This is a genomic window from Pseudolactococcus reticulitermitis, assembly GCF_002260845.1.
GTDB lineage: Bacteria > Bacillota > Bacilli > Lactobacillales > Streptococcaceae > Pseudolactococcus > Pseudolactococcus reticulitermitis.
On the sequence record NZ_BEDT01000001.1, the window covers coordinates 205,513 to 230,752 of the forward strand.

At 42.1% G+C, this 25,240-nt stretch carries 19 protein-coding genes; all 19 read right to left on the minus strand.

What is annotated here, in order from left to right; all coding sequences use genetic code 11:
• Complete coding sequence (gltB, locus tag RsY01_RS00935; protein ID WP_094783690.1) at nucleotides 1-4,503, minus strand: glutamate synthase large subunit; 4,503 nt, start codon at nucleotides 4,501-4,503, stop codon at nucleotides 1-3.
• Between the two features lie 265 nt (nucleotides 4,504-4,768).
• Nucleotides 4,769-5,116 (minus strand): 50S ribosomal protein L19, encoded by a 348-nt coding sequence (gene rplS, locus RsY01_RS00940; RefSeq protein WP_094783691.1) that lies wholly within the window; start codon nucleotides 5,114-5,116, stop codon nucleotides 4,769-4,771.
• 383 nt (nucleotides 5,117-5,499) lie between these two features.
• Complete coding sequence (locus RsY01_RS00945; RefSeq protein WP_157905754.1) at nucleotides 5,500-6,495, minus strand: L-lactate dehydrogenase; 996 nt, start codon at nucleotides 6,493-6,495, stop codon at nucleotides 5,500-5,502.
• Complete coding sequence (locus RsY01_RS00950) at nucleotides 6,492-7,679, minus strand: MalY/PatB family protein (protein WP_094783693.1); 1,188 nt, start codon at nucleotides 7,677-7,679, stop codon at nucleotides 6,492-6,494. The genes RsY01_RS00945 and RsY01_RS00950 overlap by 4 nt, the downstream gene beginning before the upstream one ends.
• Nucleotides 7,680-7,683: 4 nt before the next feature.
• On the minus strand, nucleotides 7,684-8,754 hold the full coding sequence (locus tag RsY01_RS00955; RefSeq protein ID WP_094783694.1) for an aminopeptidase P family protein: 1,071 nt from the start codon (nucleotides 8,752-8,754) through the stop codon (nucleotides 7,684-7,686).
• Between the two features lie 134 nt (nucleotides 8,755-8,888).
• Nucleotides 8,889-10,238: a PTS sugar transporter subunit IIC gene (locus tag RsY01_RS00960; RefSeq protein WP_094783695.1), complete on the minus strand. Its 1,350-nt coding sequence runs from the start codon at nucleotides 10,236-10,238 to the stop codon at nucleotides 8,889-8,891.
• A 22-nt stretch (nucleotides 10,239-10,260) separates the two neighbouring features.
• Nucleotides 10,261-10,599, minus strand: a complete 339-nt coding sequence (locus RsY01_RS00965; protein WP_094783696.1) for a PTS sugar transporter subunit IIB — start codon at nucleotides 10,597-10,599, stop codon at nucleotides 10,261-10,263.
• Nucleotides 10,600-10,670: 71 nt separating this feature from the next.
• The gene (locus RsY01_RS00970) at nucleotides 10,671-11,006 is read right to left on the minus strand and encodes a PTS lactose/cellobiose transporter subunit IIA (protein ID WP_094783697.1); all 336 of its coding nucleotides are present in this window, start codon (nucleotides 11,004-11,006) and stop codon (nucleotides 10,671-10,673) included.
• 18 nt (nucleotides 11,007-11,024) lie between these two features.
• Complete coding sequence (ypdE, locus tag RsY01_RS00975) at nucleotides 11,025-12,065, minus strand: aminopeptidase (RefSeq protein ID WP_094783698.1); 1,041 nt, start codon at nucleotides 12,063-12,065, stop codon at nucleotides 11,025-11,027.
• 18 nt (nucleotides 12,066-12,083) lie between these two features.
• Nucleotides 12,084-14,060 carry a BglG family transcription antiterminator gene (locus RsY01_RS00980; protein ID WP_094783699.1) on the minus strand — a complete coding sequence of 659 codons (1,977 nt, stop codon included), beginning with the start codon at nucleotides 14,058-14,060 and terminating at the stop codon, nucleotides 12,084-12,086.
• Nucleotides 14,061-14,282: 222 nt separating this feature from the next.
• Entirely contained in the window at nucleotides 14,283-15,587 is a 1,305-nt protein-coding gene (locus RsY01_RS00985; RefSeq protein WP_094783700.1) for an FAD-binding oxidoreductase, read from the minus strand.
• Entirely contained in the window at nucleotides 15,587-16,396 is an 810-nt protein-coding gene (locus RsY01_RS00990) for an HAD family hydrolase (protein ID WP_094783701.1), read from the minus strand. Before RsY01_RS00990 ends, RsY01_RS00985 begins: the two co-directional genes overlap by 1 nt.
• A gap of 20 nt (nucleotides 16,397-16,416) precedes the next feature.
• Complete coding sequence (locus RsY01_RS00995) at nucleotides 16,417-16,950, minus strand: hypothetical protein (RefSeq protein WP_094783702.1); 534 nt, start codon at nucleotides 16,948-16,950, stop codon at nucleotides 16,417-16,419.
• A gap of 78 nt (nucleotides 16,951-17,028) precedes the next feature.
• Nucleotides 17,029-18,819, minus strand: coding sequence for a pyruvate oxidase (gene spxB, locus RsY01_RS01000; RefSeq protein WP_094783703.1), 1,791 nt, complete (start codon nucleotides 18,817-18,819; stop codon nucleotides 17,029-17,031).
• 169 nt (nucleotides 18,820-18,988) lie between these two features.
• Nucleotides 18,989-19,978, minus strand: a complete 990-nt coding sequence (gene mraY / locus RsY01_RS01005; protein ID WP_167373216.1) for a phospho-N-acetylmuramoyl-pentapeptide-transferase — start codon at nucleotides 19,976-19,978, stop codon at nucleotides 18,989-18,991.
• Nucleotides 19,979-20,119: 141 nt separating this feature from the next.
• Nucleotides 20,120-22,432 (minus strand): penicillin-binding transpeptidase domain-containing protein, encoded by a 2,313-nt coding sequence (locus RsY01_RS01010; RefSeq protein ID WP_094783705.1) that lies wholly within the window; start codon nucleotides 22,430-22,432, stop codon nucleotides 20,120-20,122.
• A complete protein-coding gene (locus tag RsY01_RS01015) occupies nucleotides 22,433-22,813 on the minus strand; it encodes a cell division protein FtsL (RefSeq protein WP_094783706.1) in 381 nt (126 codons plus the stop codon).
• A gap of 39 nt (nucleotides 22,814-22,852) precedes the next feature.
• Nucleotides 22,853-23,800, minus strand: coding sequence for a 16S rRNA (cytosine(1402)-N(4))-methyltransferase RsmH (gene rsmH / locus RsY01_RS01020; protein WP_094783707.1), 948 nt, complete (start codon nucleotides 23,798-23,800; stop codon nucleotides 22,853-22,855).
• A gap of 196 nt (nucleotides 23,801-23,996) precedes the next feature.
• Nucleotides 23,997-25,238, minus strand: coding sequence for a glutamate-5-semialdehyde dehydrogenase (locus RsY01_RS01025; protein WP_094783708.1), 1,242 nt, complete (start codon nucleotides 25,236-25,238; stop codon nucleotides 23,997-23,999).
• Between the last annotated feature and the right edge of the window lie 2 nt (nucleotides 25,239-25,240).

Consider the following 25,240-nt stretch of genomic DNA (forward strand, 5'->3'; position numbering starts at 1 on the left):
TTATTTGCCCCCTACTTTAATTAATTCAGCTTTTTCAGCTGCAGGTGTCCGCATGGCTTTCTCAAATGTTGCCATTTCAAGTTCGCTACCAGCCAACCCTGTTCGTGATAAATGGTACTCAATTTCCTTAATTTCATGGAACTCTCTCGGATAAACTTTGACAAATTTATCAACAACATTGTCCCAATCTGCTAGCAAGGCTTTTGCTTTTTCAGACGCCGTATAGGTCGCATGATTTTCAACCATTTCTTTCAAGACGTCGTCGCCACGTGTCTGACCAACTTTGTATAAATCAACCATTTCCATGTTGACCTTATCTGCAAAATCGCCTTTCGCATCATAAACGTAGGCAACACCGCCACTCATACCAGCAGCGAAGTTCTGACCTGTGCTGCCAAGAATCACGGCTACCCCACCGGTCATGTATTCACAACCATGTTCGCCGACGCCTTCGACAACGACTTTCGCACCAGAATTCCGAACGCAGAAACGCTCACCTGCGCGACCACGGAAGTAGGCTTCCCCACGAACCGCACCAAACAGCGAGACATTGCCGACAATCGGTGAGGCTTCGACGTTAAAGCCTGCATCAACTGGTGGTTTGACAATGACACGACCACCTGATAACGATTTAGCGATGTAGTCATTGGCCTCGCCAATCAGAGTAATTTCCATTCCTTGTGTGGCAAAAGAAGCGAAGGACTGACCGGCAATACCCGTGTACTCATATTTGAGCAAGCCTGGTTCAAGTTCATAATTACCATAGCGTTCAGCAATCCAACCAGCCATACGAGCACCCGCTGTTCGTGTGACATTGTTAATCGATTCTTTAACGGTCACACCCGTGCCACTGTCAATCGCAGCTTTAGCAAAACCATCAAGTTCGCGCCACTGGCGTTCTTCGATAAAAGGATCAACGACTTTACGATCAATCGGCATGGTTGTCCCGATAATGCGACTGAAATCAAGCGACTTAGCTTTACCTTTCGCGATAAACTTAGGTTTCAAGACTTCCGCATGACCAATCATGTCATCTACTGAACGGAAACCAAGGTCTGCCATGATTTCACGGAGTTCTTGGGCAAGGAATTTCATGCCGTTGACAACGTGTTCTGGCTTACCAGCGAAATGGGCACGAAGCTCAGGATTTTGCGTTGCCACACCGACTGGACAGGTATTCAATGAACAAACCCGCATCATGACACAGCCCACAGCTACCAAGGCAAGTGAAGCAAATGAATATTCCTCAGCGCCTAGCAGGGCAGCAACTGCAACATCACGGCCTGTCATCAACTTCCCATCCGTTTCAAGGGTCATCCGCTGACGCAAATGATTCATCGTCAAGGTTTGATGGGCTTCAGCAAGTCCCATCTCCCACGGTAAACCAGCATCACGCGCTGAGTTCCGTGGCGAGGCACCCGTTCCGCCATCGTAACCTGAAATCACGACTTTATCTGCACCAGCCTTGACACAACCTGTCGCAATTGTTCCAACACCAGTTGATGAAACAAGTTTCACATTAATTTTCGCATATGGATTGATGGCTTTAAGGTCATAAATCAATTGTGCCAAATCTTCGATTGAGTAAATATCATGATGTGGTGGTGGAGAAATCAAGGTCACACCTGGCGTTGAGCCACGGATTTCCGCCACCCAAGGAAAGGCTTTCCCGCCTGGTAACTGCCCACCCTCGCCTGGTTTCGCACCCTGGGCTAATTTGATTTGTAACTCTTCAGCACTCATCAGGTATTCAGCATTGACACCAAAACGACCTGAGGCAACTTGTTTAATCTTAGAATTGAGGTTCGTGCCGTCTGCTTGTTTGTGGAACCGCGCCCGATTTTCGCCACCCTCACCAGAGTTAGATTTCGCACCAATCGAGTTCATGGCAGCAGCAATCGTTTCATGGGCTTCTTTTGAAAGTGAGCCAAAACTCATGGCACCCACTTTGAAACGCTTGACGATATTTTCAACCGGTTCAACTTCTGACAAAGCAACGGGTGTCCGCTCGCCTTTAAATTCCCAAATATGACGGAGGTTTGACGGTGTTTCGTCAGCCTCCAAATCAAGCTCAGCTGAATACGCCTTATACAAGTCATAATCACCTTGACGCACCGCTTTTTGGAAATTATAAATCGTCAACGGGTTGAAAATATGGTGCTCACCGTCCGCTTTAAACTGGAATGACCCGCCTGATGGCAAAATTTCGTGACTGCGGTGACCATAAGCAAAGTCATAACGCTCTAGGTATTCTGCTTCGATTTGATTCAGTGTCAAACCACCAATCCGCGTCACTGTTCCACGGAAATATTTGTCAACAACGGCATCGGAAAGCCCGACTGCCTCAAAGAGCTGCGCGCCCTTATAGCCTGAAACAGTCGAAATTCCCATCCGGCTCATGACTTTGATAATGCCTTTTTCAGCCGCTTGACGGAATGACTCCGCCTTGTCAGACAAGTTGTAATCTTTCAGGGTTTCATAAGCACCGTAAGGATGGATGGCACTCGCGCCATAACCTACAATCGTCGCAAAATGATGGACTTCATTGACTTCTGCTGTATCGACAACGATTGAGAACTGGCTGCCTTTTCCTTTTTCGACCATGTAGTTATACAAGCCAGATGTCGCAAGTAAAATCGGCATCGGCATGAGACCTTCTTTTTGGTCACGATCACTCAGGATAATGATGCTAGCACCCTTGTCAACTGCTGCTTCGACCACTTTAAACATGTCGACTAAGGCATGTTCCAAACGGTTTGGCGTGTCTTTGGTCACGTCATATAAGGTCGAAATTGTTTGGGCTTGGTGTTTCTTGTCTGAGAGCGCCGCTATTTTTTCAAAGTCTTCAGTCCTTAAAACTGGACTATCCAGTTTGAGCTTGACACAGTTTTCGTCGCTATCCACGCGCAAATCGCCATCACGACCCAGATAGACTTCTGTCCCAACGACAATTTTCTCCCGAATGGCATCAATCGGCGGATTGGTCACTTGGGCAAACTGTTGTTTGAAATAAGTAAAAAGAGATTGATTTTTTTGTGATAAAACCGCGAGTGGGCTGTCATACCCCATGGCGATAACTGGCTCTTGACCATTTTCTGCCATAGGCACGATGACCGTTCTGATGACTTCTTCTGTGTAGCCAAAGAGTTTGTGCATGGTTTGACGGTCGTCTTCTGAGATGTCTTCAAAGGCTGCTTGCGCTGTTAGGTCATTAATATGGAGCAAATTATGCTCTAACCATTTTTCATAAGGAAACTGGGCTGCATAATGTTTTTTGACTTCTTCATTGCGGAGAATTTTACCATTGACTGTATCAACAAGCATCATATTCCCCGGCCCAAGCACGCCTTTTTCGACAACACGACTTGGTTCAAAATCTACGACACCAGATTCTGATGAGCAGACGATGAAATTATCTTTGGTAATGCTGTAACGGCTTGGACGCAGACCATTTCGGTCAAGACGGGCACCTACGGTATCTCCATCTGTAAAGACTAAGGCCGCTGGACCGTCCCACGGTGCCATAAAGGATGAGGTGTACTCATAAAACGATGTTAATTCTGGCGACAAGCCAGCCTCTTTGCCCCAAGCCTCTGGTATCATCATCAAAAGGGCATGTGGCATATCGCGACCGTTGCGGTAGAGGTACTCCATGCAGTTTTCGAGTTTGGCCGAATCGGAGTTTTCTTCATTATAAATCTCGATTTTGTGCGAGGTCATCCAGTTTTCAGCGCCACGCAGGGTGTTGATTTCGCCGTTGTGGGCAAGGAAACGGAAAGGCTGCGCACGATCCCATGATGGGAAGGTATTGGTCGAGAAACGAGAGTGGGTCAGGGCAATGGTCGACTTAAAGGCAGGATCTGACAGGTCAGGGTAGAATGTCCGGACTTGAAAAGCATGGAGCATACCTTTATAAACGATGGTTTTACTTGAAAGTGAGCAGATGAACATCTCAGACGTCGCAAAGGTTTTCTCCAGTTTACGACGGAGACGATAAAGTCTGTCTTCAAAATCGCGACCGCTTTTGCTGTCGCTAGGTTTCGACACGATAAATTGGACAAAAGCTGGCATGATGGCTTGCGCACCGGGACCACAGTTGTCAAAATTAAAAGGCACGTCACGTGTCATTAAAATCTGGTAACCATCAGCTTGCATTTCGTTGCTGATGGATTGACAAAGGGCAGCTTTTTTGTCCGCTGCTTTAGGTAGAAAAAACTGACCCACGGCATAATCGCCTGAGTTTGGTAACGTGATGCTATTTTCTGTTGCAATTTTTGTAAAAAAGTCATGTGGCATGGCAAAAAGTGCGCCCGCACCATCGCCCGTATCAGGTTCTGCTCCTGTCCCGCCACGATGATTCATGCGTTCCAAGATTGTCATCGCATAATCCACCAGCTCATGGGTCGGCTTACCATCTATTTGGGCAATGAAGCCCATCCCGCAGGCGTCAGACTCAAAAGACTGATCCCACAGCGTTTGCTGCCTAGCTTGTAATTTATCCATTCCTTCATCCTCTCGCAGATAATGTCAAACACTCTTTACTTTTCATGAGGTTGTCTGACAAAAGATATAGCATTATTCTACCAAAAAAGATTGAAAATGACAAGTTGAATTTTCAGAAAATTCATTATTTTAGATAGTGCTAACAAATTGGTGAAAAACTGACCTTTTTTGTCCCTTTTGATAAATTGCACTTTCTAAGTGTCCTAGAATCAAAATACCAGATATCAAAAAAACCCTTATCCAATAAGGGTTTCCCACCTCCATCTTAACGACGGATTTCTTTAATACGAGCTGCCTTACCTTGAAGGGCGCGCAAGTAGTAAAGTTTCGCACGACGGACTTTACCGTAGCGTACGACTTCGATTTGTTCCACACGTGGTGTGTGGATTGGGAAGATACGTTCGACACCAACACCGTTTGAAATTTTACGAACTGTATAAGTTTCTGAGATGCCTTGGCCTTTACGCGCAATGACAACACCTTCAAAAAGCTGGATACGTTCACGAGTGCCTTCGACAACTTTAGCGTGAACGCGCACAGTGTCACCAGGACGGAAAGCAGGGATGTCGCTGCGAAGTTGACCTTCGTTGATAGCTTCGATTAATGGATTCATTATTTTTCTCCTCTTCTACTCATCTTAAGACTTACCTCAGTATTCGTGCCCTTGGCACACGCCTCAGCGGATAAGCGGTTTGTATGCGTCCATTACGCACCTATCTATTATACCAGAATACCTTGATTATTCAAGCTTTTTGCTAAATTATTTTATCATCCGCTCACAAATCAAAAATCTTCCCCAGATTTAAGAGATTATCCGGATCAAAACCCCGTTTAAAGACTTTTTAATTGATATCATAATTTTATGATCAATAAAAGACTCTCTTATTTTTCGGTTTTCAAATCATGATAATTAAAAATCTCTATATCTTAAATTATCTTAAATTGATAACGAGATTTTTATTTAATGAGCAAGCTAGCATTGATAAAATTTAAAGATTAGCAATCTTTTATCAATCCTTTTTCTTCCAGCTCAACAATATTGGCTTTCAAAACCTCTGCAGATTGTTGATAAGCGGCTAATTCTGCCTCTGTCAAATCAATTTCGATAATTTGATCAATGCCTTGGCGATTTAAAATGGCAGGTGCACCGATATAAACATCTTCAACGCCATACTCGCCAGTTAAATAGGCTGAAATGGGTAAAATTCGATTATTTTCGCTTAGAATGGTTTCCGTAATCATGACCAGACATGAGGCGATACCGTATGACGTATTCCCCTTATCTGCAAAAATATCCACACCTATTTTTCTAACATAGTCTTCCAATGTTTCAAAAAATTGGTGATGACAGTCATAGGTTGTATATTTTTCGAGCCAAGTCAAAATCGGTATGCTGCCAATCGTCAAATGAGACCAGTTTATAAATCCTGAATTGCCATGTTCTCCAAGTATAAACCCTTTAATATCGTTAGAATTGACATTTAATTTATCTGCTATAACTGCATGTAAACGGGCTGTATCCAGTAGTGTCCCAGTGCCAATGACCTGACGCCTGGGCAAGGCAGAAACACGCTGGACGACTTGGGTCAAGGCATCTACTGGATTACTCACTACAAGTATCACACCAGCAAAACCATTCGCCATGATTTCAGTCGTAATTGAGGTCATCATTCGTACATTCTGCTGAAGAAGCCCTAACCGATCCTTATCCTCGCCAAATTTTGCTTGGGGGGCATTTGCCGTAATCACCACGAGATCAGCATCTCGCACATCGCTGTAATTGGCAATGTAAACTCGCTCACCACTGCATTTAGTAAAGGGTAGCGTATGATTTAAGTCTTCAACATCTGCCGCCACTTTCTTTTGATTGAGATCAATGATGCCAATTGAAGCAGAAACGTTTTCACGTAATAGCGTATAAGCAAAGGTTGACCCAACAGCACCATCTCCAATGATGATGATTTTATCTGCTTTATGTTTAGTTTTTTTCATGACCTCTCCCATTGCTCATAACTCTCTCTCATGCGATTCAGCACTTCCTGTAACATGTTTTTGGTAATCGCAAGATTTAATCGCACAAAGCCTTCACCATCTTGCACAAAATAACTTCCGGGTACTGTGGTCAACCGTGCCTGTGTGAAAAATGCTGTCATGTCTACTTCATCGCTGAAAAGTTCAGAAATATCTAGCCAAGCCAGAAAAGAAGAATCTGCTTCCATTACTTTTATCTTGGGCATATTTTTTTCGACAAAATCATAGAAAATTTCAAAATTACTCTGCATGTATGCGGTCAACTCATCTAGCCATTGTTCCCCATGCTGATAGGCTGAAATCACTGCTGGCACAGCAAAAACATGAGGCGAAGTAATCGCATTTTTCGTGAGTTGCTGGTAGAGGGTTTCTCTAATCTTCTCATTTGGAATCGCAACGTAAGAAACCTTCAAACCGCCTAGATTAAAGGCTTTGTTCGGTGATAAACATAGAATACAGTTTTGCGCAATATCAGCGTGAGCATTAAAAATGCTTGAAAAACTCTCCCGCTCAAACAAAATATCCCGATGAATTTCATCACAAACCAGCAAGACATCATATTTTAAGCAAAGTTCTGCTATTTTTTCTAATTCTACTTTCGACCACACGCGACCTGATGGATTTTGCGGACTGCAAAAGATGAAAACTTTGACAGATTTTGTCTGCATCTGATGCTCGATATTTTCAAAGTCTAAGTCATAGCGATTGTCTTTGCGAATCAATGGGCTACAACAGAGTTGCCGATTGTTATTTTCGATAGCTTCAGCAAATGGTGCGTAAGCTGGTGTGTTAATCAAAACACTCTCATTTTCTTTCGTAAAGGCTTGAACGATATAATGCAGCGTCGAAACCGTCCCAAAGGTCAATCGAATCCAGTCTTTTTCCAATTCAAGATTAAATCGGCGTTTATTCCAAGCAATCACTGCCTCGTAAAAATCATCGGTTACGGATGTATAGCTATACTCGCCCATTTCTGCACGCGCAAGCATCGCTTCTTTTATTTCTGGCAGGCATTCAAAATCAATATCTGCCAAATCTAAAGGAATAGCATCTTGTCCTAGATGGAATTTTTCCTTAATCATTTTCGGACTCCATTTTCGGCAATTTGTCTGTCTCCGATCTCTTACTTTATCAAAATCATACATAGTTTTATCCCTCTAATACTAGCAGCTTCTTACTAGACTTGTTGAGTGGTGTTCCCACATTATCAATCAGCGCCACATCATCCTCAATCCGGACACCGCCTAAATTTGGTACATAAATCCCCGGTTCACAACTCATGACCATGTAATTTTCAAGCATCATCTTGCCTGTTGGATTCAAAATCGGCAAATCGCCACCGCGACCAATCCCATGTCCTAAGCCATGCGAAAAATACTCCCCATACCCTGCCTGCTCAATGATACGACGAGCGGCAGCATCCACTTCTTGTCCAGTCTTACCTACCTTAACATGTTCAATTCCTGCCAATTGCGCAGCGAGAACCGTTTCATAAATCGTTTTCATTTCAGCTGTTGCGCTACCCAGGACAATGGTTCTGGTCATATCTGATTGATAATCGTCTAGGGTGACACCAAAATCAATCATCACAAATTCTCCCGATTGCATGGTTTTACTTGTTGGTCGACCATGTGGATAGGCTGTGCGATTACCACTGGTAATAATGCTATCAAAAGCCATGCTACTCGCCCCTTTGTTCAAACAAAGATAGGTAATCAAAGCGGACAGTTCATATTCTTTCATTCCGACATGAATTTTTGGCAAAATTTCAGTAAAGACCTCGTCTGTCAAAGCACAAGCTGCTTTGATTTTCTCAATTTCACAAGGCAACTTGATACTGCGAATTTCAGCAAGTTCATTTTCCCATAAATTAATGTTCAATGATTGCGTCTTCAATTCATCGTATTCACTAATGGTAAGTGCTGAGCTCTCAACAGCCAATTGTGTGATATGTTTTTCTCGCAAAATTGACACAAGACCAGCAATATAGCTGCCTTTAGGGACAACATTTATCTGGAAACCAGAAGTCGTCTCAATGGCTTCACCCTCATAACGACCATCTAAAATCATCCATGCTGCTTCCTGTGAAATTAATAAATAGACACCGCTACCACTCAAAGCACCAAAATATTTTTTGTTGACATTTGAATGAACTAAAACAGCTTCCAACTTTCTTTTCGCCAAAAGATGTCTAACCTTTTCAATCCCTATTTCGTTCATTTTCTTTCCCTTTCTGTGCTGATGTCTCACCCAAGCGGGGGCATTTGCGAACACGTCCGCTCAAAGTCTTTCTATAAAGGATACCTCTAAAAATGATTTTTAGAGGTATCCTAATGTGCTATGCTATTGACTTTTTAAAAATCCAGTTCTAAACCTGCTAAAATATCCAAATCTTCGTCTGCTACGATATCTTCAATCGCTTTGTTCGTTTTTTCAGATTCTTGACTTAATTCTTCACGTTCCATAATTTTGAAGAATGGCCAGTAAATCGCAACTGCTAAGACGAGTTGAAGCGCGCAAACCAAAATCGTACGCCAGTCTCCATTGGTCAAAAAGCCTTCTAAGAATACCCCAACATAAGGGGGATCAAAAACTGGTTTCTTGAGCCAGCCCCAATGCATGAAGAACATCGGGAGCGTGCCGATAATCGCACCACCGAAAACGTGTGGAATAAACATGACTGGATTTAAAATGATGGGGGCACCAAATAAAATCGGTTCATTGATACCAAAAAGCGCTGGAAATAAAGCAACTTTCCCGATTTTTTTATAGCGAATACTTTTAGAGAGCATACAAGCAATGATACAACCAATACTGATACCACAACCTGTGAAACCAAAGAAGGCGCTACTTGTCCCAGCTGTATAAAAATGAGGTAGGGCTTTGCCCGCTTGAAGTGCTGCAATATTCTCAGCGATAAAAGCCACGCGAATTGGACCAGTAATTGGACTGAAAACAGAGGTGTGAATCCCAAAGAAGAAAATCAGACACATCATAAAGTGGAGTACCAATACTGCCCAAGGATTATCCATGCTCCCTACAAGTGGTGCTAAAACCTTGGTTAAAATCGTTGGTGGTAACTCACCAATTGTCGCCATTAAAACAAATCGAAGCACGATGAACGTCCCACCAACTATCAAAGTAACCGGTATGAGTTCAAATGATCGAGAAACGAAATCAGGAACACCTTCTGGCATGTTGATTGTGATATTTCTTTCCTTACAAAAATGATAAAGTTCAACCGTCAATAAGGCACAAATCATAGAAGTAAATAAGCCTTTTGCACCTAAACTGGCAAGTTGTAGATTACCATCTTCCCCAAAGGTAGCAACCATGAATAAAAAGGCAAAGGTTGAGAGTGTGATACACCCTGGAATGTAAAGTTTATAGTGATTTCCTAGATTATAGGAGATGGCCATACAGGAATATAGACCAATCATGCCGATTGATAGTGTAACAGGCAAGTTGACAATTTCATCGTTGTTCAAAATGAATTGACTAATAGGATTGTTTTCGCCTAACATATTAGGTAGGGCAGGCAAAATTGCGAAGAAACTCCCTAAAATGGTAAAGGGTGTCATTGCAACCATACCAGCCTTAATCGCACTCAAGTGAGGCTGATTATCAACCTTATGTGCAATCGGTAGAAAGATTCGATTCATCATCGCTTCAAATCGAGAGAATAATCCAGCGTTACGAGTCATTTTGTTTACCTCATTTTTCTATTTAAGTCCCTTGTTGCAACTGATGTTTTTTGTGTGTAATTAAAGCTAACTTCATCACGGTTGCCCCATCCATCTGACCATAAACATCTTTGTCAATAACAGCATAAGGGATATTTCGAGGTTTCAAAATTGACGCAATAAACTCAACTTTGTGTGTAATTTGTGGTCCAACCAGCACGACATCCCAGCCATCGACTTGATCTTCTAGGGAATCTGCTGGAATCGCCGTAAAATCAAAATCTTCTATATTCATTTTGGCACTCGCCTGAATGACTTTTTTCATATTTTGCATCAACATATTGGTAGAAAAACCACCTGCACAACATAATAAAATTTTCATTTCTACTTCTCCTCTTTTTGAATTGCTCTATATTTTATAACCTAAATTTACATCTTAAACGACTTTTTATATTAATTTTTTGCATCATTAACCTTTGAATACAGATGGTCAAAGACTTCAACCAATTCTTCAATCAAGTCTCTCGCAAGCTGACTCGTCATATAGTGATCCTGCGCATGTACCATCAGCATCCCCACGACCGATTCACCTTCTTGACTCATCTCCTGTTGAATCCATTGTGTCTGCATATTATGCGCTTCTAAATCCAGATGCCGTGATTCTTTGATTAAGGCTCTTGCCTTATCGAATTCCTTTGTTTTCACACATTTCAAGGCTTCAAAGGCTTTGGCTTTACTTTCACCTGAGCTCGAAATAATTTTGACAATGGCTAATTCATTTTCATTCATTCTATTTTCCCTCTATCATTAAATAAACTTTTGAACACGTTGCAAGACATCTTGATCAAAATTAATCAACATTTCTTGATATAAGGCAACCATTTGTTCAATATCTTTGATATTCACAATCGAATAAGCACAATGACCATAACGAACAGGCACAATATTAACAACTGTTGGTTTACCTTCATTGACCAAATGTGCTTCACCGCCATCTGTTCCCCCTGTTTTGAACATATCTAGTTGAAGCGGAATCGTAGCATTTTTAGCACTTTCTTTCACATAAAGTTGCAGATTTCTATTCGGCAGCAAGGTGCGATCATAGTGTGTTAAGATTGGTCCTTTGCCAATTTGACGCTGATTGGTATCATCACGAACAAATTCTGTGCTAAATGTTGCGACATCTACGACCAAAACAATATCTGGATTCATTTTTTGAACCGCTGTTTTAGCACCGCGAATGCCCACTTCTTCACTACTTGTACCAACCAAATGCAAGGTATAGTCTAAAGTCACACCTTCTAACTGCTTCAACAACTCGCCAATCACAAAACAGCCTAAACGATCATCGAAAGCTTTTCCTGCATAGATATGATCAACCGCAAATTTTTCAAACTCTGTTGCATAGGTCACCATATCGCCAACATCAATCCCTAAATCATAGACTTCCCGTGCTGTTGTCGCACCAATATCACAATAGAGACCCTCCGTCAGACCATCTTGATAAGTCCCATTGATGACACCGCTGATTTTCTCCCCCTTCAAAGTTGTAATGCGGACCTTCTGTAAATGCTGCGCCAAAGGTTTAACACCACCGACAACCATCAAGCGAATCAAACCAAAATCGCTGACACTGCGCACCATAAAACCGACCTCGTCCATATGGGCACAAATCATGATACTTTTATCAGATTTCCCTTTTTTCGTGAAAATAATACTTCCTAAACCATCAGTCTCAACACTTGAATACTTACCTTCAAGCTCCTGTAACATGACATCACGAACTTCCTGCTCGTTACTCGCAATCGCATCAGCGTTGGATAGTTTTTCTAAAAACTCAATGTTCATTTTTAAATCTTCTTTCTATTAATTATTATTTCCAACGATACAGTTGACAAATGCGGCATGATCTTTCGCATTTAAAAGCTCACTATAGCGTTTGGGATCGTTCACAACATCATTAAACCATTCAAAGAACAGGTTCATATAGTTCCTGTCTGCCTGACTGATGGCAATTAGCAGCACCAGACGAACTTCATATTCCCCCCACATGATGGGTTGATCCAGTTGCATCACTGATAGACAGGACTCATTTGCCATCACTTTCAAACTATGTGGCATGGCAAAACCATAGGCAAAAGAGGTGGCTGAAAAAAATTCTCTTTTAAAAACATCTGCCTTAAAGTCTTCTGGCGTGTAACCTTTTTCATAAAGAGCATTTAGCATGAATGACAAGATATTTTCTACTGTCTCAGAACCCGTGACTTTGTTGCGATAAAAGACATCTGGTCGAATCAGCTCAACCACCTTTTGCTCAAACTTACCATGAAGTTTTTGATGATCTAATTGGGTCAGAGCATCAATTACCAGCCCTTCATCAGCGTGTGTGACAAATAGTGTCAATTGAACTGTCGTAATAGGCAAGGGATGTCTTAGTGGCAGTGAGGTCAAAATTAAATCTGGATTCAAGTCGCGAACGAGGCCTTCTTCAAAATAACTTAGATGCGCGATTATCTCGATATCGCCTTGAAATCGTGATTCAAGCTTGGACACAAATTGACTGGCAAGCCCTTTCTCATCGGGATGAATGATGACCGTTCGATATTTGTTAGCATTTCGACTTGTATCATAAGAGGCACCGAGATGAATCGCTAAGAAAGCGATTTCATTTTCAGAGATTGTAAAGTGCATCTTATCTTCAATAATTTCGCCAAGTCTAACTGCCATATCAAAAATCAAAGGATAGTGACGCTTCAATTCTTGCCGATAAGGGTTTTGCACCGTCAGTTGATTTTCTTGACGATTGATTAACCCTCGCATATGACGCTCTAAACCGCTTCTCAGATGTTCATCTTTATAAAAATTGATAACATATTGAGACGCCAGTACGGTCAATATTTCATTGACTAATGCCTTAATGGATTTATCATCACTCTGTTCAACCCTTAATTTCTTAAAATTAGCATTTCGATTTCCTAGTAAGATTGCTAGCAAAACAATTTCTTCTTCTTTCAGCTCAATCGGTAAGCTCTTTGAAATTTGTTGATAAAAGTTTTCAGCAATTTGATACTCGATACTTTCTTGTAATGCACCATCATGATAAGGTAAACTCACAAAATTTCGATTTAACATACGCTCAATGCCAATCCCAATATGCAACATCATCATTGGAATATCAATTTCTCGAACCCGATATTGATAACGACTACAGATCCAATCAAATTGTGCTTTAATGGTCATCAAGTCTAGTTTTGAAAAAAGGGTTGAAATTGTCGTTAGATTCAGGAAATTTCCTTTCGTTTCCTTAGCCAAAAGCGTTTTATACAGATGGCGTTTTTCACCCTCGCTTCCTTTCAAAGAAAGAATATTTTTGGAGCGTGCCAATTTGAGCGACGGATAATCCTGTAAAATTTGACGCACCTTTTTCAAATCATTTTCAAGTGTCGACTCACTAATGAATACCTGCTGCTGAAAGCTAATCAGGTTGATTTCCTTTTTACTCACCAATAGATGTTTCAGCAAAAACAAGGCACGCTCATTAGCATTTTGTGGTAGCGCCATTGATTGTGATGCTTCAACAACTTTTATCGTCTTCTTACGCTTAGATAGACGATAGCCCTCTCTTCGATTGGATTGAATCAAAGTGAAGCCATAAAAGTCATTAATTTTGCCTATATCTGATCGGATCGTTCTATCTGAAACAGACATCAGGTAAGCTAATGCCTTCCCTGTTAGCCAGGAACCATCCTCTCTAAGATAGGCCATTAATTTTTCCTGTCGTGTCGTCAACATACTTGCCTCACCCCTTCCACTACTATTAGTATAAACAAGTTTTTTACTCATTTAAAGCATATTTTCTTCCTAACTGTTAGGAAATAATTACTTTTTATGTATAAAATATCGAACAAAAAAGTATTCAAAATGAAATGAAACCGACGTAAACTGAGGTTTCCGATATGACATTTTTAATAATTTTAGAAATATATTTTACAATCCAAAACCCATTATATTAGAATTAGTAGATAAAAAAATGCTTCTGCCACAAAACAGAAATATCTCTAGTGCTCACAAATCAAAAATTTTTCCCGGATTCAGGATATTTTCTGGATCAAAAGCCCGTTTCAGCGCCTTCATGGCGACCAACTCGCTGGTTCCGATATATTTCTGGAAATAAGTTTTTTTCAGCAGACCAATCCCGTGTTCCGCAGAAGGCTTGCCACCGACCTCAGCGACATAGGCATAGAGCTTATCCAGATAGCGCTCAAGTTTTTCTGCCCATGCCTCATCCGTCAAATCATTTTTGATAATGTTGGCATGGATATTGCCATCGCCTGCATGACCGAAAAAGATAGCAGATAATCCCTCATCTATTGCCATTTGTTTCAACGCGATAATCGTCGGTGCGATTTTATTGACGGGAACGACCACGTCAAGCGGTTCTTGAATACTTTCAAGTTCAACTGAGGAGACGATTGCCCCCCGAAGTTGCCAGACAGCATCGCGTGTCTGCGCATCCGTCAAAATCAGAGAGGCGTCACTCAGACTTGCTAAATAGGTCAGCTCGGTTTCTAGTTGTTCTACCGCATTGCCATCCAAAGTCATAAGTAGGAAAGCTTGCCCAGAAATATCAGGAAAGGCTAACTGCAAGGCACGCTCAGAATAAGCCATGCTGTCTCGCTCGAAAAATTCCAAGGCTGCAGGCACGAGACCTGATGCCAGAATTTCAAAAACTTTAGGCGATAACTGTGTCAAGCTCTCAAAGCCTAGTAAAATATCACGACTGAATTTCGGCTTGGGCTGAATTTTTAAGTCAAGCTCAGTGATGACACCAAGTGTGCCTTCGCTCCCGATAAAAATATCTTTGAGATCATAGCCAGAGCTATCTTTGCGGTTGATAGAGCCGACTTTGAGTTCACGACCATCCGCCAAAATCACGCGCATGGCTCGGATATTATCGCGCGTCACGCCATATTTGACCGCCCGCATACCACCCGCATTGGTCGCAGCGTTCCCACCAATACTGGCTTCTTTGCTACCGGGGTCTGGTGCATAAAAATAGGGTGTCGCTGCTAGAAACTCTGAGATTTCAGCAATGGTCACACCTGCTTCAACGGTTAATGTCATCGTTTCAACATCTAGGTTAATAATCTGATGCATCTTTTCAAGACTCATCAAGACTTGATTGTCATCAGGAAAGGTCGCCCCCGAAAGTCCTGTCTGCCCACCAATCGTGATTAATTTCTGCTGCTTTTTTCTAACTGCTTGTACGATTGCGACGACGTCTGCTTGCGACCTTGGAAAATAAATCGCAGTAGCCTGACCGATTTCTCCTGTCACGCGATTGGTCAAGTAGTTTTCCGAAATCTCCATTACATCCCCTCTACTTTATCAATTTTATCAAGCAAGGCAACAACTTCTGTCAAGCTGTTGACCGTATAATCTGGCGTTGCCAGCTCACTTTGAGCCACTCCCTTACGATTTAACCAGACAGACCGCATACCAACCGCATTCGCGCCCAATATATCAGTAAACAATTGATCACCGACCATGAGACTTGTTGCTTTATCTGCTTTTGCACGAGATAGGGCAAAGTCAAACAGTTCTGGCGATGGCTTCCCCTGACCAAAATCGCCAGAGATGATGATTTTTTTGAAGTATTTTCGTAATTCTGGTGCTTTCTCGAGTTTCAGCTGTTGCAAAGAGGGCGCACCATTGGTCAAAAGCACCAACTCATAGCGTTCATATAAGGCATTCAGCGCGGTATAGGTATCGTCATAAGGCACGGCATTTTCGGTTCTAATCACGACAAACATGAGACTGATTAACTTAGCTAATCGGTGATCCAAAATGCCAACATCTGCCAATGCCATGATCCAGACTTGCTGCCGATAAGCCTTGGCCGACTTAGCCAACTCAGGAAATCGTAAAGTGCCATCTGAAAATTCGCCCCATAAGACTTCAAAAGGACTGATGCCGATTTGTACTGTAAAATCATAGATGGCATAAGTATCCAAAAGCGTCACAGCGCGATTTTTAAGGGCTGTGTCAAAGTCTTCTGCCTTAACGTGTGGATATTTACTGACCAAAAAAGCAGTCGTCCGATCAAGCGCTGATTGAACCGCCTGCTCATCTGACAACAAAGTGTCATCCAAATCTAAAAAAATTGTCTTGACTGTCATCTTTCCTCCGGTAAACTGCTTTAAAGTTCTATCACATCACGCGCGCTACCATCTATATCGACAAAATAGCGCTTCATATTCCCCAAATCATAATAAACATCAACCCGTTCATTTTTCAAAAATGGTAGAGGATTTAAGCCTAGGGGCTGACTTTTGAAAATGTAGTCTGTGCCATTGATTTTGGCTGTGCACGTTAGTTTTGATAGACTACGATTATTGACATTGATCGCCGTCGCCTGAAAATCTATGATCTCAGCACTGACTTTTATGCCTTGTGCTTTCAAGTTCTGATTTTTATTTTTTTGATATTTAGGATACGCGACAAGACACAGTCCTATCAAAAACGTCATCAAACCACTTCCACCAAAAGCAGCTAGAAAAATCAAGCGGAAGTTATGGATTGCTGATGTGCTTTCGGTATAAACACCATTAAGGTCAACACCGTCCATGGGAACAAGTTGCATCACCACCGCCACACTCATAAAAACACAGCCAACAAGTAGTGGAATCAAACCAATCCACCAAGTTTGATAAATAAAACTTTTTCTCTTCATATGTCCTTTTTTCCTCTTAAACAAAAATAACCTCATTGTTACCAATGAGATTATTATATCATAAAACTTGTCCTTTTATCAGAAGCCACCTAGGTCTACTGCCTTATATTCAGGCGCAATGCCTTCTGCTTTTAAGTAGTCAGCCAAAGGCACCAAGTCTTCAGCTTCATAACGCTCCCGATAAGCTGCAATCGCTGCTTTGTCATGGATTTTTTCGTCTAAAACGAGCGCTTCGACTGGGATTGGTCTATCGCCAGAGATTTTCGCATCTATCAAGACTGTCTCACCTTTTGCAACATCCGCTAAGGCTGCATCAAAGACAGATTTTGCGTCCGCGATACTTGTTAATGTATAACCTTTCGCCCCCATACCTGCCGCAATTTTCGCGAAATCAACGCCCATAAACTCGACACCGATGTAGCCAGAATTGGTTTCTTCCTGCTCATCCTTGATAAAGCCGAATTGGTTGTTGCTGAAAACGACATTGATAATCGGCAGTTTGTACTGAACCTCAGTCGCCAAGTCCTGCATGACCATGTTAAAGCCACCGTCGCCCGCTAAATTCCAGACTTGACGATCTGGAAAGTCAAGTTTTGCCGTCAGCGCACCTGGAATGCCAATACCCATGGTTGCAAAAAGATTAGAGGTCCGCCACATTTGTTTAGGATTGAGGTGGAGATGGCGGACTGACGTTTGGGTCACATCGCCGACATCAATGGAGAAGATGGCATCCCCTTCGGCGTGGGTGTTGATTTGATGGTAGACTTGGTAAAGTTGCAAGTCGCCCTCTGTTTTGGTTTCAAGTTTATGAACGTAGTCATTCCAATTTTTAACATTGGCAAGATTGGCACGCCACCAACCCGTTTCTGTTTTTTCTTGGACAAGTTTGGTCAACTCACGAATGGCTTCGCCTGCATCACCTAAAATCGTCACATCATTGTAGTTCCGTTTGCCGAGATTAGCAGGATTGATGTCAATCTGAATGAAATTTTTCACATTTTCAAAAAGATTAGTGACTTCTGCAAAAGGATAGTTATTCCCAACAAAGACGACTGTATCCGCATTTGGAAAGGCTTCATTGGCCGGTTTGTTCGCGACACGATTGGCAGAGCCGAGCAAGGCTTCGAAGTCCGCATCAAATTCGTCAAAATTGATGCCAGTCACTGCAACTGGTGCTTTGATTTTACGAGATAAGTCGACCACATCTTGGCCTGCGCCGCGTGTGCCAATCCCTGCATAAATAATCGTTTTCTCGGACGCATCTAAAATTTTGACAGCAGCTTCGATGTCGCCATAATGGAGGGTAGGATTTGGAAACTTCCGGTGCGCATTCGCGGCAGAGTAGAAAGGTTTGGCTGGAATATCAAAGGTACCAAGATTAACGGGTAATTGCACAACAGCGACACCACTTTTTGCGTAAGCCTGCCGAATAGCTTCATCAATGACATGCGGAATTTGTTCCGCTGTTGTAATCGTCCGATTATAAATCGCAACGTCCGCATAAATCGGATTTTCGTTCATTTCTTGGAAAGTATCCATATTCATCCCAGTCGTCGCAAATTGTCCGACGATGGCTAGGACAGGCACATGATCTTCGCGCGCATCATATAAACCATTGAGCAAGTGCGTACCACCAGGCCCAGCTGAGCCAAAAGCGACACCGATATGACCGGTGTATTTAGCGTGCATGGCAGCTGCCAAAGCGCCCACTTCTTCATGGCGTACTTGGATATAGTCAATCTGATCTTTTTCATGCAATAGCGCATCCATCAAAGAATTGATCGAGCCGCCAGGAATCCCGTAGATGTGTTTCACACCCCATTCTTCCAAGACTTTGACCGCTGCAACACCTGCATTAATTTTATCCATTTTTCCTGCTCCTTTATGTGGGGTAACTCATCTATGACACCAACTAACAACCACTCCTCCAAATAGGGCATCTTACCATTTGGAAGCGCTTAACTCTACTTTCATTATACACTTTAGTTTTTATGAGATAAAGAAAAAAGGTTCGAAAATCGACACCTTTTTCTAATCCTTAATTTTGAATAAAATAGATGACCAGTGCCAAGATTGACCCAAGCAAAGAAATGCTCCAGAAGAAGAAATCAACACGCCATTCTGACCAAGGTTTACCATGTCCTGAAATCCCACCGAGTTCAAAATGGTGATGCACCGGCGTCATCCTAAAAATCCGTTTCCCATGCGTGAGTTTAAAGTAGGTCACTTGCATCATCACACTCACCGTTTCAAAGACATAAACGATACCTATCAAAAGCAAGGTCCACTCAACATTTAAGACGATTGAGATAATCCCTAATAACCCACCAAGCGCCAAACTCCCGACATCTCCCATGAAGATTTTAGCCGGTTTATGGTTAAAGATGAAGAAGCCAAGTAAGCTGCCAATGACAGTAACGATGATCACCAAGACATCAAAACGACTTTGGTGAACGGCAATGATGGCATAAGCCAGAAGAGAAATCACAACTGAAATTGACGCCAAGCCATCAATCCCATCGGTCAGATTAACCGCATTTGAAAAGCCAACTAACCAAAAAACGAGGAAGATAACGAAGAAAACACCAAGATTGAGCCGAAAACCAAAGATATTTAAATAATTAGCTGCCGTTTCATGTGTGTAAACGAGGTAGGCGACAATTCCTGTCGCAATCTGTGCGACCAATTTTTGCCAGCTCGTCAAACCTTGGTTGATTTGTTTGAAAATTTTCAAGAAATCATCCAAGAAACCAACAACGGCATAAATCGCAAAAACAAACCAAATGACGATGAAAGCTGCTGTCAGTTTGCCAAAGATAAAGGCAAACAAGAGCGAAGCAAGCAAACTCACGACGACAAAAACAAAGCCACCCATGGTCGGGGTACCCGCTTTTGCAGCGTGTTGTTTGACATCTTCATGCATTTGTTGCCCACCAATTCTGGCTTTATGGTAAAAGCGGATAAAGGCGGGGATTGTGAGGACTGTGACGATAAAAGCCACAAGTCCAGTAATAAGAGAATTTAATATCATGTTCATTTCCGTTAATTTCTAGAGCATCAGACGCTGCTTAACATGCATACACGCTTATTCAAATTTGCACAAAACAAAAGCCTTGCGATGAAAGGAAGTCTATTCATTTCATCTCTAGTGCAATCATTTTGTCAGTTATTAATTAAGCGTCACTGTTAATTTTTGATCTTTTTTCAATTTTGCATTCATCTGGATACTTTGTTCTGTCACTTTGCCAGTTTCAGAACCTTTATAAGTGACTTGAATCCCAGTCCATTTGGCTAAGGTTTCAACATCATCTTTAGACCAATCATAGATATCTGGCATATTAACATCACCATCTGTCAATAATAAGACACGCGCATTGGCACCAAGTTTTGTGCCAGCTTCAAGTGATTGCTTGATAACCTTTTTGCCACTACCCACAACGACGGGGTGTAAAATCTGTTGACGTAAGTCAACTAGCACATTACCAGAAACTTTACCCTTGTAATCTTTCAAAGTGACTTCAGCTTCCTTGATATTCTCACCGCTCGTTGCTTCTGATACCGCATCAATCGTGGGTTTAAGCTCATAGGCACGCGCCAATAATGGGTTAGCAACATCTGAGATATAGTTTAAAGTCCAATGTTCTGGTAGCTCAACTGTCATATAAAATATATAATCTGGATTTTCTGATGGCACCATGGCAACAGCTGAATAGAGATAGGGTGTCGGTCCCTCGTCATAATAACCACCTGTCGGTTTAGAGACTTGGGCAGTTCCTGTCTTAACTGAGACATCTTTCCCATCGACCTGGAAATATGGATGATGATTCGTCCAGTCATAGGCAGTCCCAAAATCAACATCCGTCCCGACATTCACCATATACTTGAGGACATCATCTGCGGTTGATTTCTCAATCGGTTTGCCTATCACTTCTGGTCGGCTCACGCGCTCTGTTCCCGCGTCAATATTCGCCAGTTTAGAAATAAAATGTGGTTCTAACATCTTGCCACCATTGGCAAAGGCAGTATAACCACGGAGCATTTGCACTTCCGTCACACTAACCCCTTGACCAAATGCTGAATTGACCTGAGACACGACGTTCTTATCGGGGAGTTTACCAAAAAGTTCTCCGCCAACACCCATACGGGTTGGGACACCAATTCTAAAACGTTCTAAGTAGTCATCCCAAACTTTATCCCCCATGGCCATTTGGAGATTTGACATCCCGACATTGGAAGAATGGGAAAAGCCTTGGGCATAGGTCATCGTTCGACCATTTGGGAAGCCATCTTCAACATCCCAGTCAGCGACAGGCGCTTCGCCAGCTATCTTAAAAGGTGTTGACGTATAAATTGCATTCGGATTAAATTTTTTAGTCTCAATCGCTGCTGCTACCGTGAAAAGTTTAAAGGTTGAGCCCGGCTCATACTGCGCTTGATAGAGTAAATTAGACTGTTCAGCTATATTTGCTTTATCTGATTTCTTATCGTCTTTTCGCCCAATAACGGTTTGCGTTGTCGGATTGAATGTCGGACGTTGGGTCGTCGCTAAAATTTCTCCTGTATCTGCTTTGACAAGCGTTGCGACGATATTTTTAGCACCGGCATCTTTCACACCGGTTGTATCCATCAGGTTTTCCAGATAGGCCTGCAATGTCGCATCAAACGTCGTATAAACATCTTCGCCATCTTTTGCTGGCGTAACAGATTTGGCAACACCTTGAAGGGCTTGTCCATTTTTGTCCTTCTCTAGGGTTTCAACACCATTTTTCCCTGATAAAATACCGTCCAATGAGGCTTCTAGCCCAAATTGACCGCCTAGACCTTTGGTATCATCATCACCATCTATCAGACCAGCAAGTCCAATAAAGTTTGAAGCGAAATTACCATTCGGGTAAGAACGTGCCAAATGGGATGTAAAGCCAATCCCAGCAAGTCCTTTTTCTTTAGCCGCCTTTTCAATCTCTTCTTTTTTTGTAAATGAAATGTGCTTGCCCAATGTCCCAAACTCAACTTGACTAGCGCCTTTACGCTGAAGCTGTTCCATGGTATATTTGTCATCTATGTTTAATTTTTCCTTGAAAAGTTGAGCAATCGCTGGAAAATCTTTTGCTGCGGCATAAAGTTTCTTACCCTCAGCCGACACATAAGCCGTATCAAGGATGACATAAATGGCGTAATCGCTAGAATCCATGGCAATCGGTGTCCCATTTCGGTCAAAAATCGTCCCACGTTTGGCATAAATCGTCGTCGTTTCAGAATAATTCGCTTTCGCAAGTGTCGAGAGTTTGACACCATTGCTGGAATCCGTCACGACAAGCCAAGAAAATCTAACGATAAAAACCGTAAACACAAAGATAGCGAGAATTAAGATATCCTGCGCAATCCGTTTACGGTTGGCTTGTGGGCTTAAATGCGTTTTATTGGCATTTTTCGCTACTTTTCTAAAAGGAAAGCTTACAAGTTTTTTTAAAAAATTTATCATTTATTTCGTTGCCTTTATCACGTTATCATTGTTCTGTTTAAGACCATTATCTTTGGCTTGATTCGCAACACGATCATCTGTCATCAACTCATTGATTTGCTGATCATAAGCCTTAAGTTGGTCTTCTTTTGTTGCAACTTCCGCTTGAATTGTCAACGTATTTTGCTCAACTTCAATAATTTTAGTTCGAACGAATACCATCCCAATCGCAAGGATAATGGCTGTCACAGTCACTGAAAGGTAAAAGACTTTTTCAACGTTTGACAATTTCTTAAATTTCCGCCTCAAAAGTTCCGGCGCAATTGAATCCGCAGAAATATTATAACTACCATTTTGGTTAGCTGTTTTAATATCAAAATATTCTTTTGGTTTAGCTGCCATATTTTTACCTTTCTAATTTTACTTGTTGACTAGCTGTCATTAATTTTTTTGTGCGACCCTTAATTTAGCGGAGTGCGCGCGATTATTGTAAGCTAATTCTTCTTCTGACGCCAAAATCGGCTTCCGATTGACCACCGTCAAGAGAGGTTTCATCTCCTCTGGTAGCATGGGTAAGCCACGTGGCACATCAACAGTTGCATATTCTTTGAAAAGAGACTTTGTCAGCTTATCTTCCAAAGAATGGAAGGTAATGACGGATATTCTACCGTCTTTTTTCAGCATGTGGATGGCTGCTTCGATTGATTCCGCAGCAGCACCCAGTTCATCGTTGACTTCAATGCGAATGGCTTGAAAAATCCGTTTCGCAGGATGCCCTTTTTTCTTCAATTCTTTTTGAGGTAGAGCAGACTTGATAATCTCTGCCAGCTGTAAAGTCGTATCAATCGGCGCCATTTCCCGCGCTTTTTCAATCTTACGCGCAATCTGTTTAGAGAATTTTTCTTCACCATACCGACTGAAAATTCGCATCAAATTGTTAAAGGCATAAGTATTGACGACCTCATGCGCAGTCAATGCCTGTGATTGATCCATGCGCATGTCTAATCTAGCTTCTTTTTTATAGGAGAAACCACGCTGGCTGTCATCAAACTGAGGACTCGAGACCCCTAAATCATAGAGAATCCCGTCAAATTCTGTGATGCCATATGCTGCTAACGCTGCCTCAAGATGTCGAAAATTATTCTTGATGAGGGTTACTTTACCAGCTTCAAGTTGTGTTTTTAATTTTACTTTAGCATTTTCATGGGCTGTTTCATCCTGATCAAACGCATACAGGTGCCCAGTTGTGAGTTGGCTCAGCAAATATTCACTATGACCAGCACCACCAAGTGTGGCGTCAATATAAATGCCATCAGGCTTGACTTCAAGCATATCAACGGTTTCATGAAGCAGAACGGTATCGTGCTTAAAAGTTGTCTGGTCTGACATGTGTACTCACTTTCTTAGGTTTAGGGCTGATTTCAATATTCAAGCATCAAAAATAATTGAGACAGGAACGCATCACCTAAACAAATCTTATTATACCAAAAAAATCTAGCAATATCTAGATTTTTACTGAATTGTCATCTTTTAGTCATAAAATCGTGACGATCCACGCTATCTGACAACACTGACCTCTACTCAATTAACCTCTTGTTTGACCATTACCATTAATCAAATATTTGTAGGACGTGAGTGCTTCAAGCCCCATTGGACCTCTGGCGTGTAATTTTTGGGTTGAAATGCCAATTTCAGCCCCTAAGCCAAAGACAAAACCGTCTGTAAATCTCGTTGACGCATTAACATAAACCGCCGCAGAATCAATTTGTGCTTGAAATTGCTCCGCATGTGCTAAATTATCCGTGATAATACTCTCTGAATGTTTGGTGCTGTAACGATTGATGTGTGTGATGGCTTGATCAATGCTTGAGACAACCTTGACTGACATCTCATAGTCTAAGTACTCAGCACCAAAGTCTGCCTCAGTCGCCAGTTCTCCTGTCATCAAAGCTGCTGCTAACGTATCAACCTTAAAGTCAATCTGTTGCACAGCATTAATCGCTGTTTGCAATTTTGGTAAAAATGTAGCAGCGATTTTTTCATGAACGACCAAACTTTCAGCCGCATTGCAGACACTTGGACGTTGTGTTTTAGCATTGATGACAATTTTTATCGCCATCTCCAAATCAGCAAATTCATCCACATAAATGCTGACGTTGCCCGTTCCCGTTTCGATAATCGGCACACGCGACTGCTCTTTAACCGTCTTGATCAGCCCCGCACCACCACGTGGAATCAGCACGTCTAAGTAATCAGTCGCCTGCATCATTTTTCTGGCAACGTCATGACTGGTATCTGTCACGAGCCCTACTGCATCTTCTGTGATGCCCGCATCTCTCAACGCCCTTTTGATGACTTGAACAAGCGCTTGATTGGAATGAATGGCGTCTTTACCACCACGTAAAATGACCGCATTATTGGTCTTGAAACACAGGGCAAAAGCATCCACCCCAACATTTGGTCGGCTCTCAAAAATCATGCCAACCACGCCTAATGGAACACGTTTTTGAAGAATTCTCAAACCGTCAAGATTGGTATAACCACTCATGACTTGGCCTACTGGATCTGGTAGGGCTGCCACTTGTCTGACACCCTCAGCAATATCTGCTATTCGCTCTGGTGTCAAACGCAGACGATCCAGCATAATGGCGTTGATGCCATTGGCTTCGGCATGCGCTAAATCTTTGGCGTTTTCAGCGATAATGGCAGCCGTATTGTCAACAAGGGCTTGCGCCAATGTCTGCAAAAACTGATTTTTTTCAAGGGTCGCATATGTTGCTAATTCAAAGGCAGCCGTTTTAGCCTGTTTGCCAAGTGTCTCAATCATCT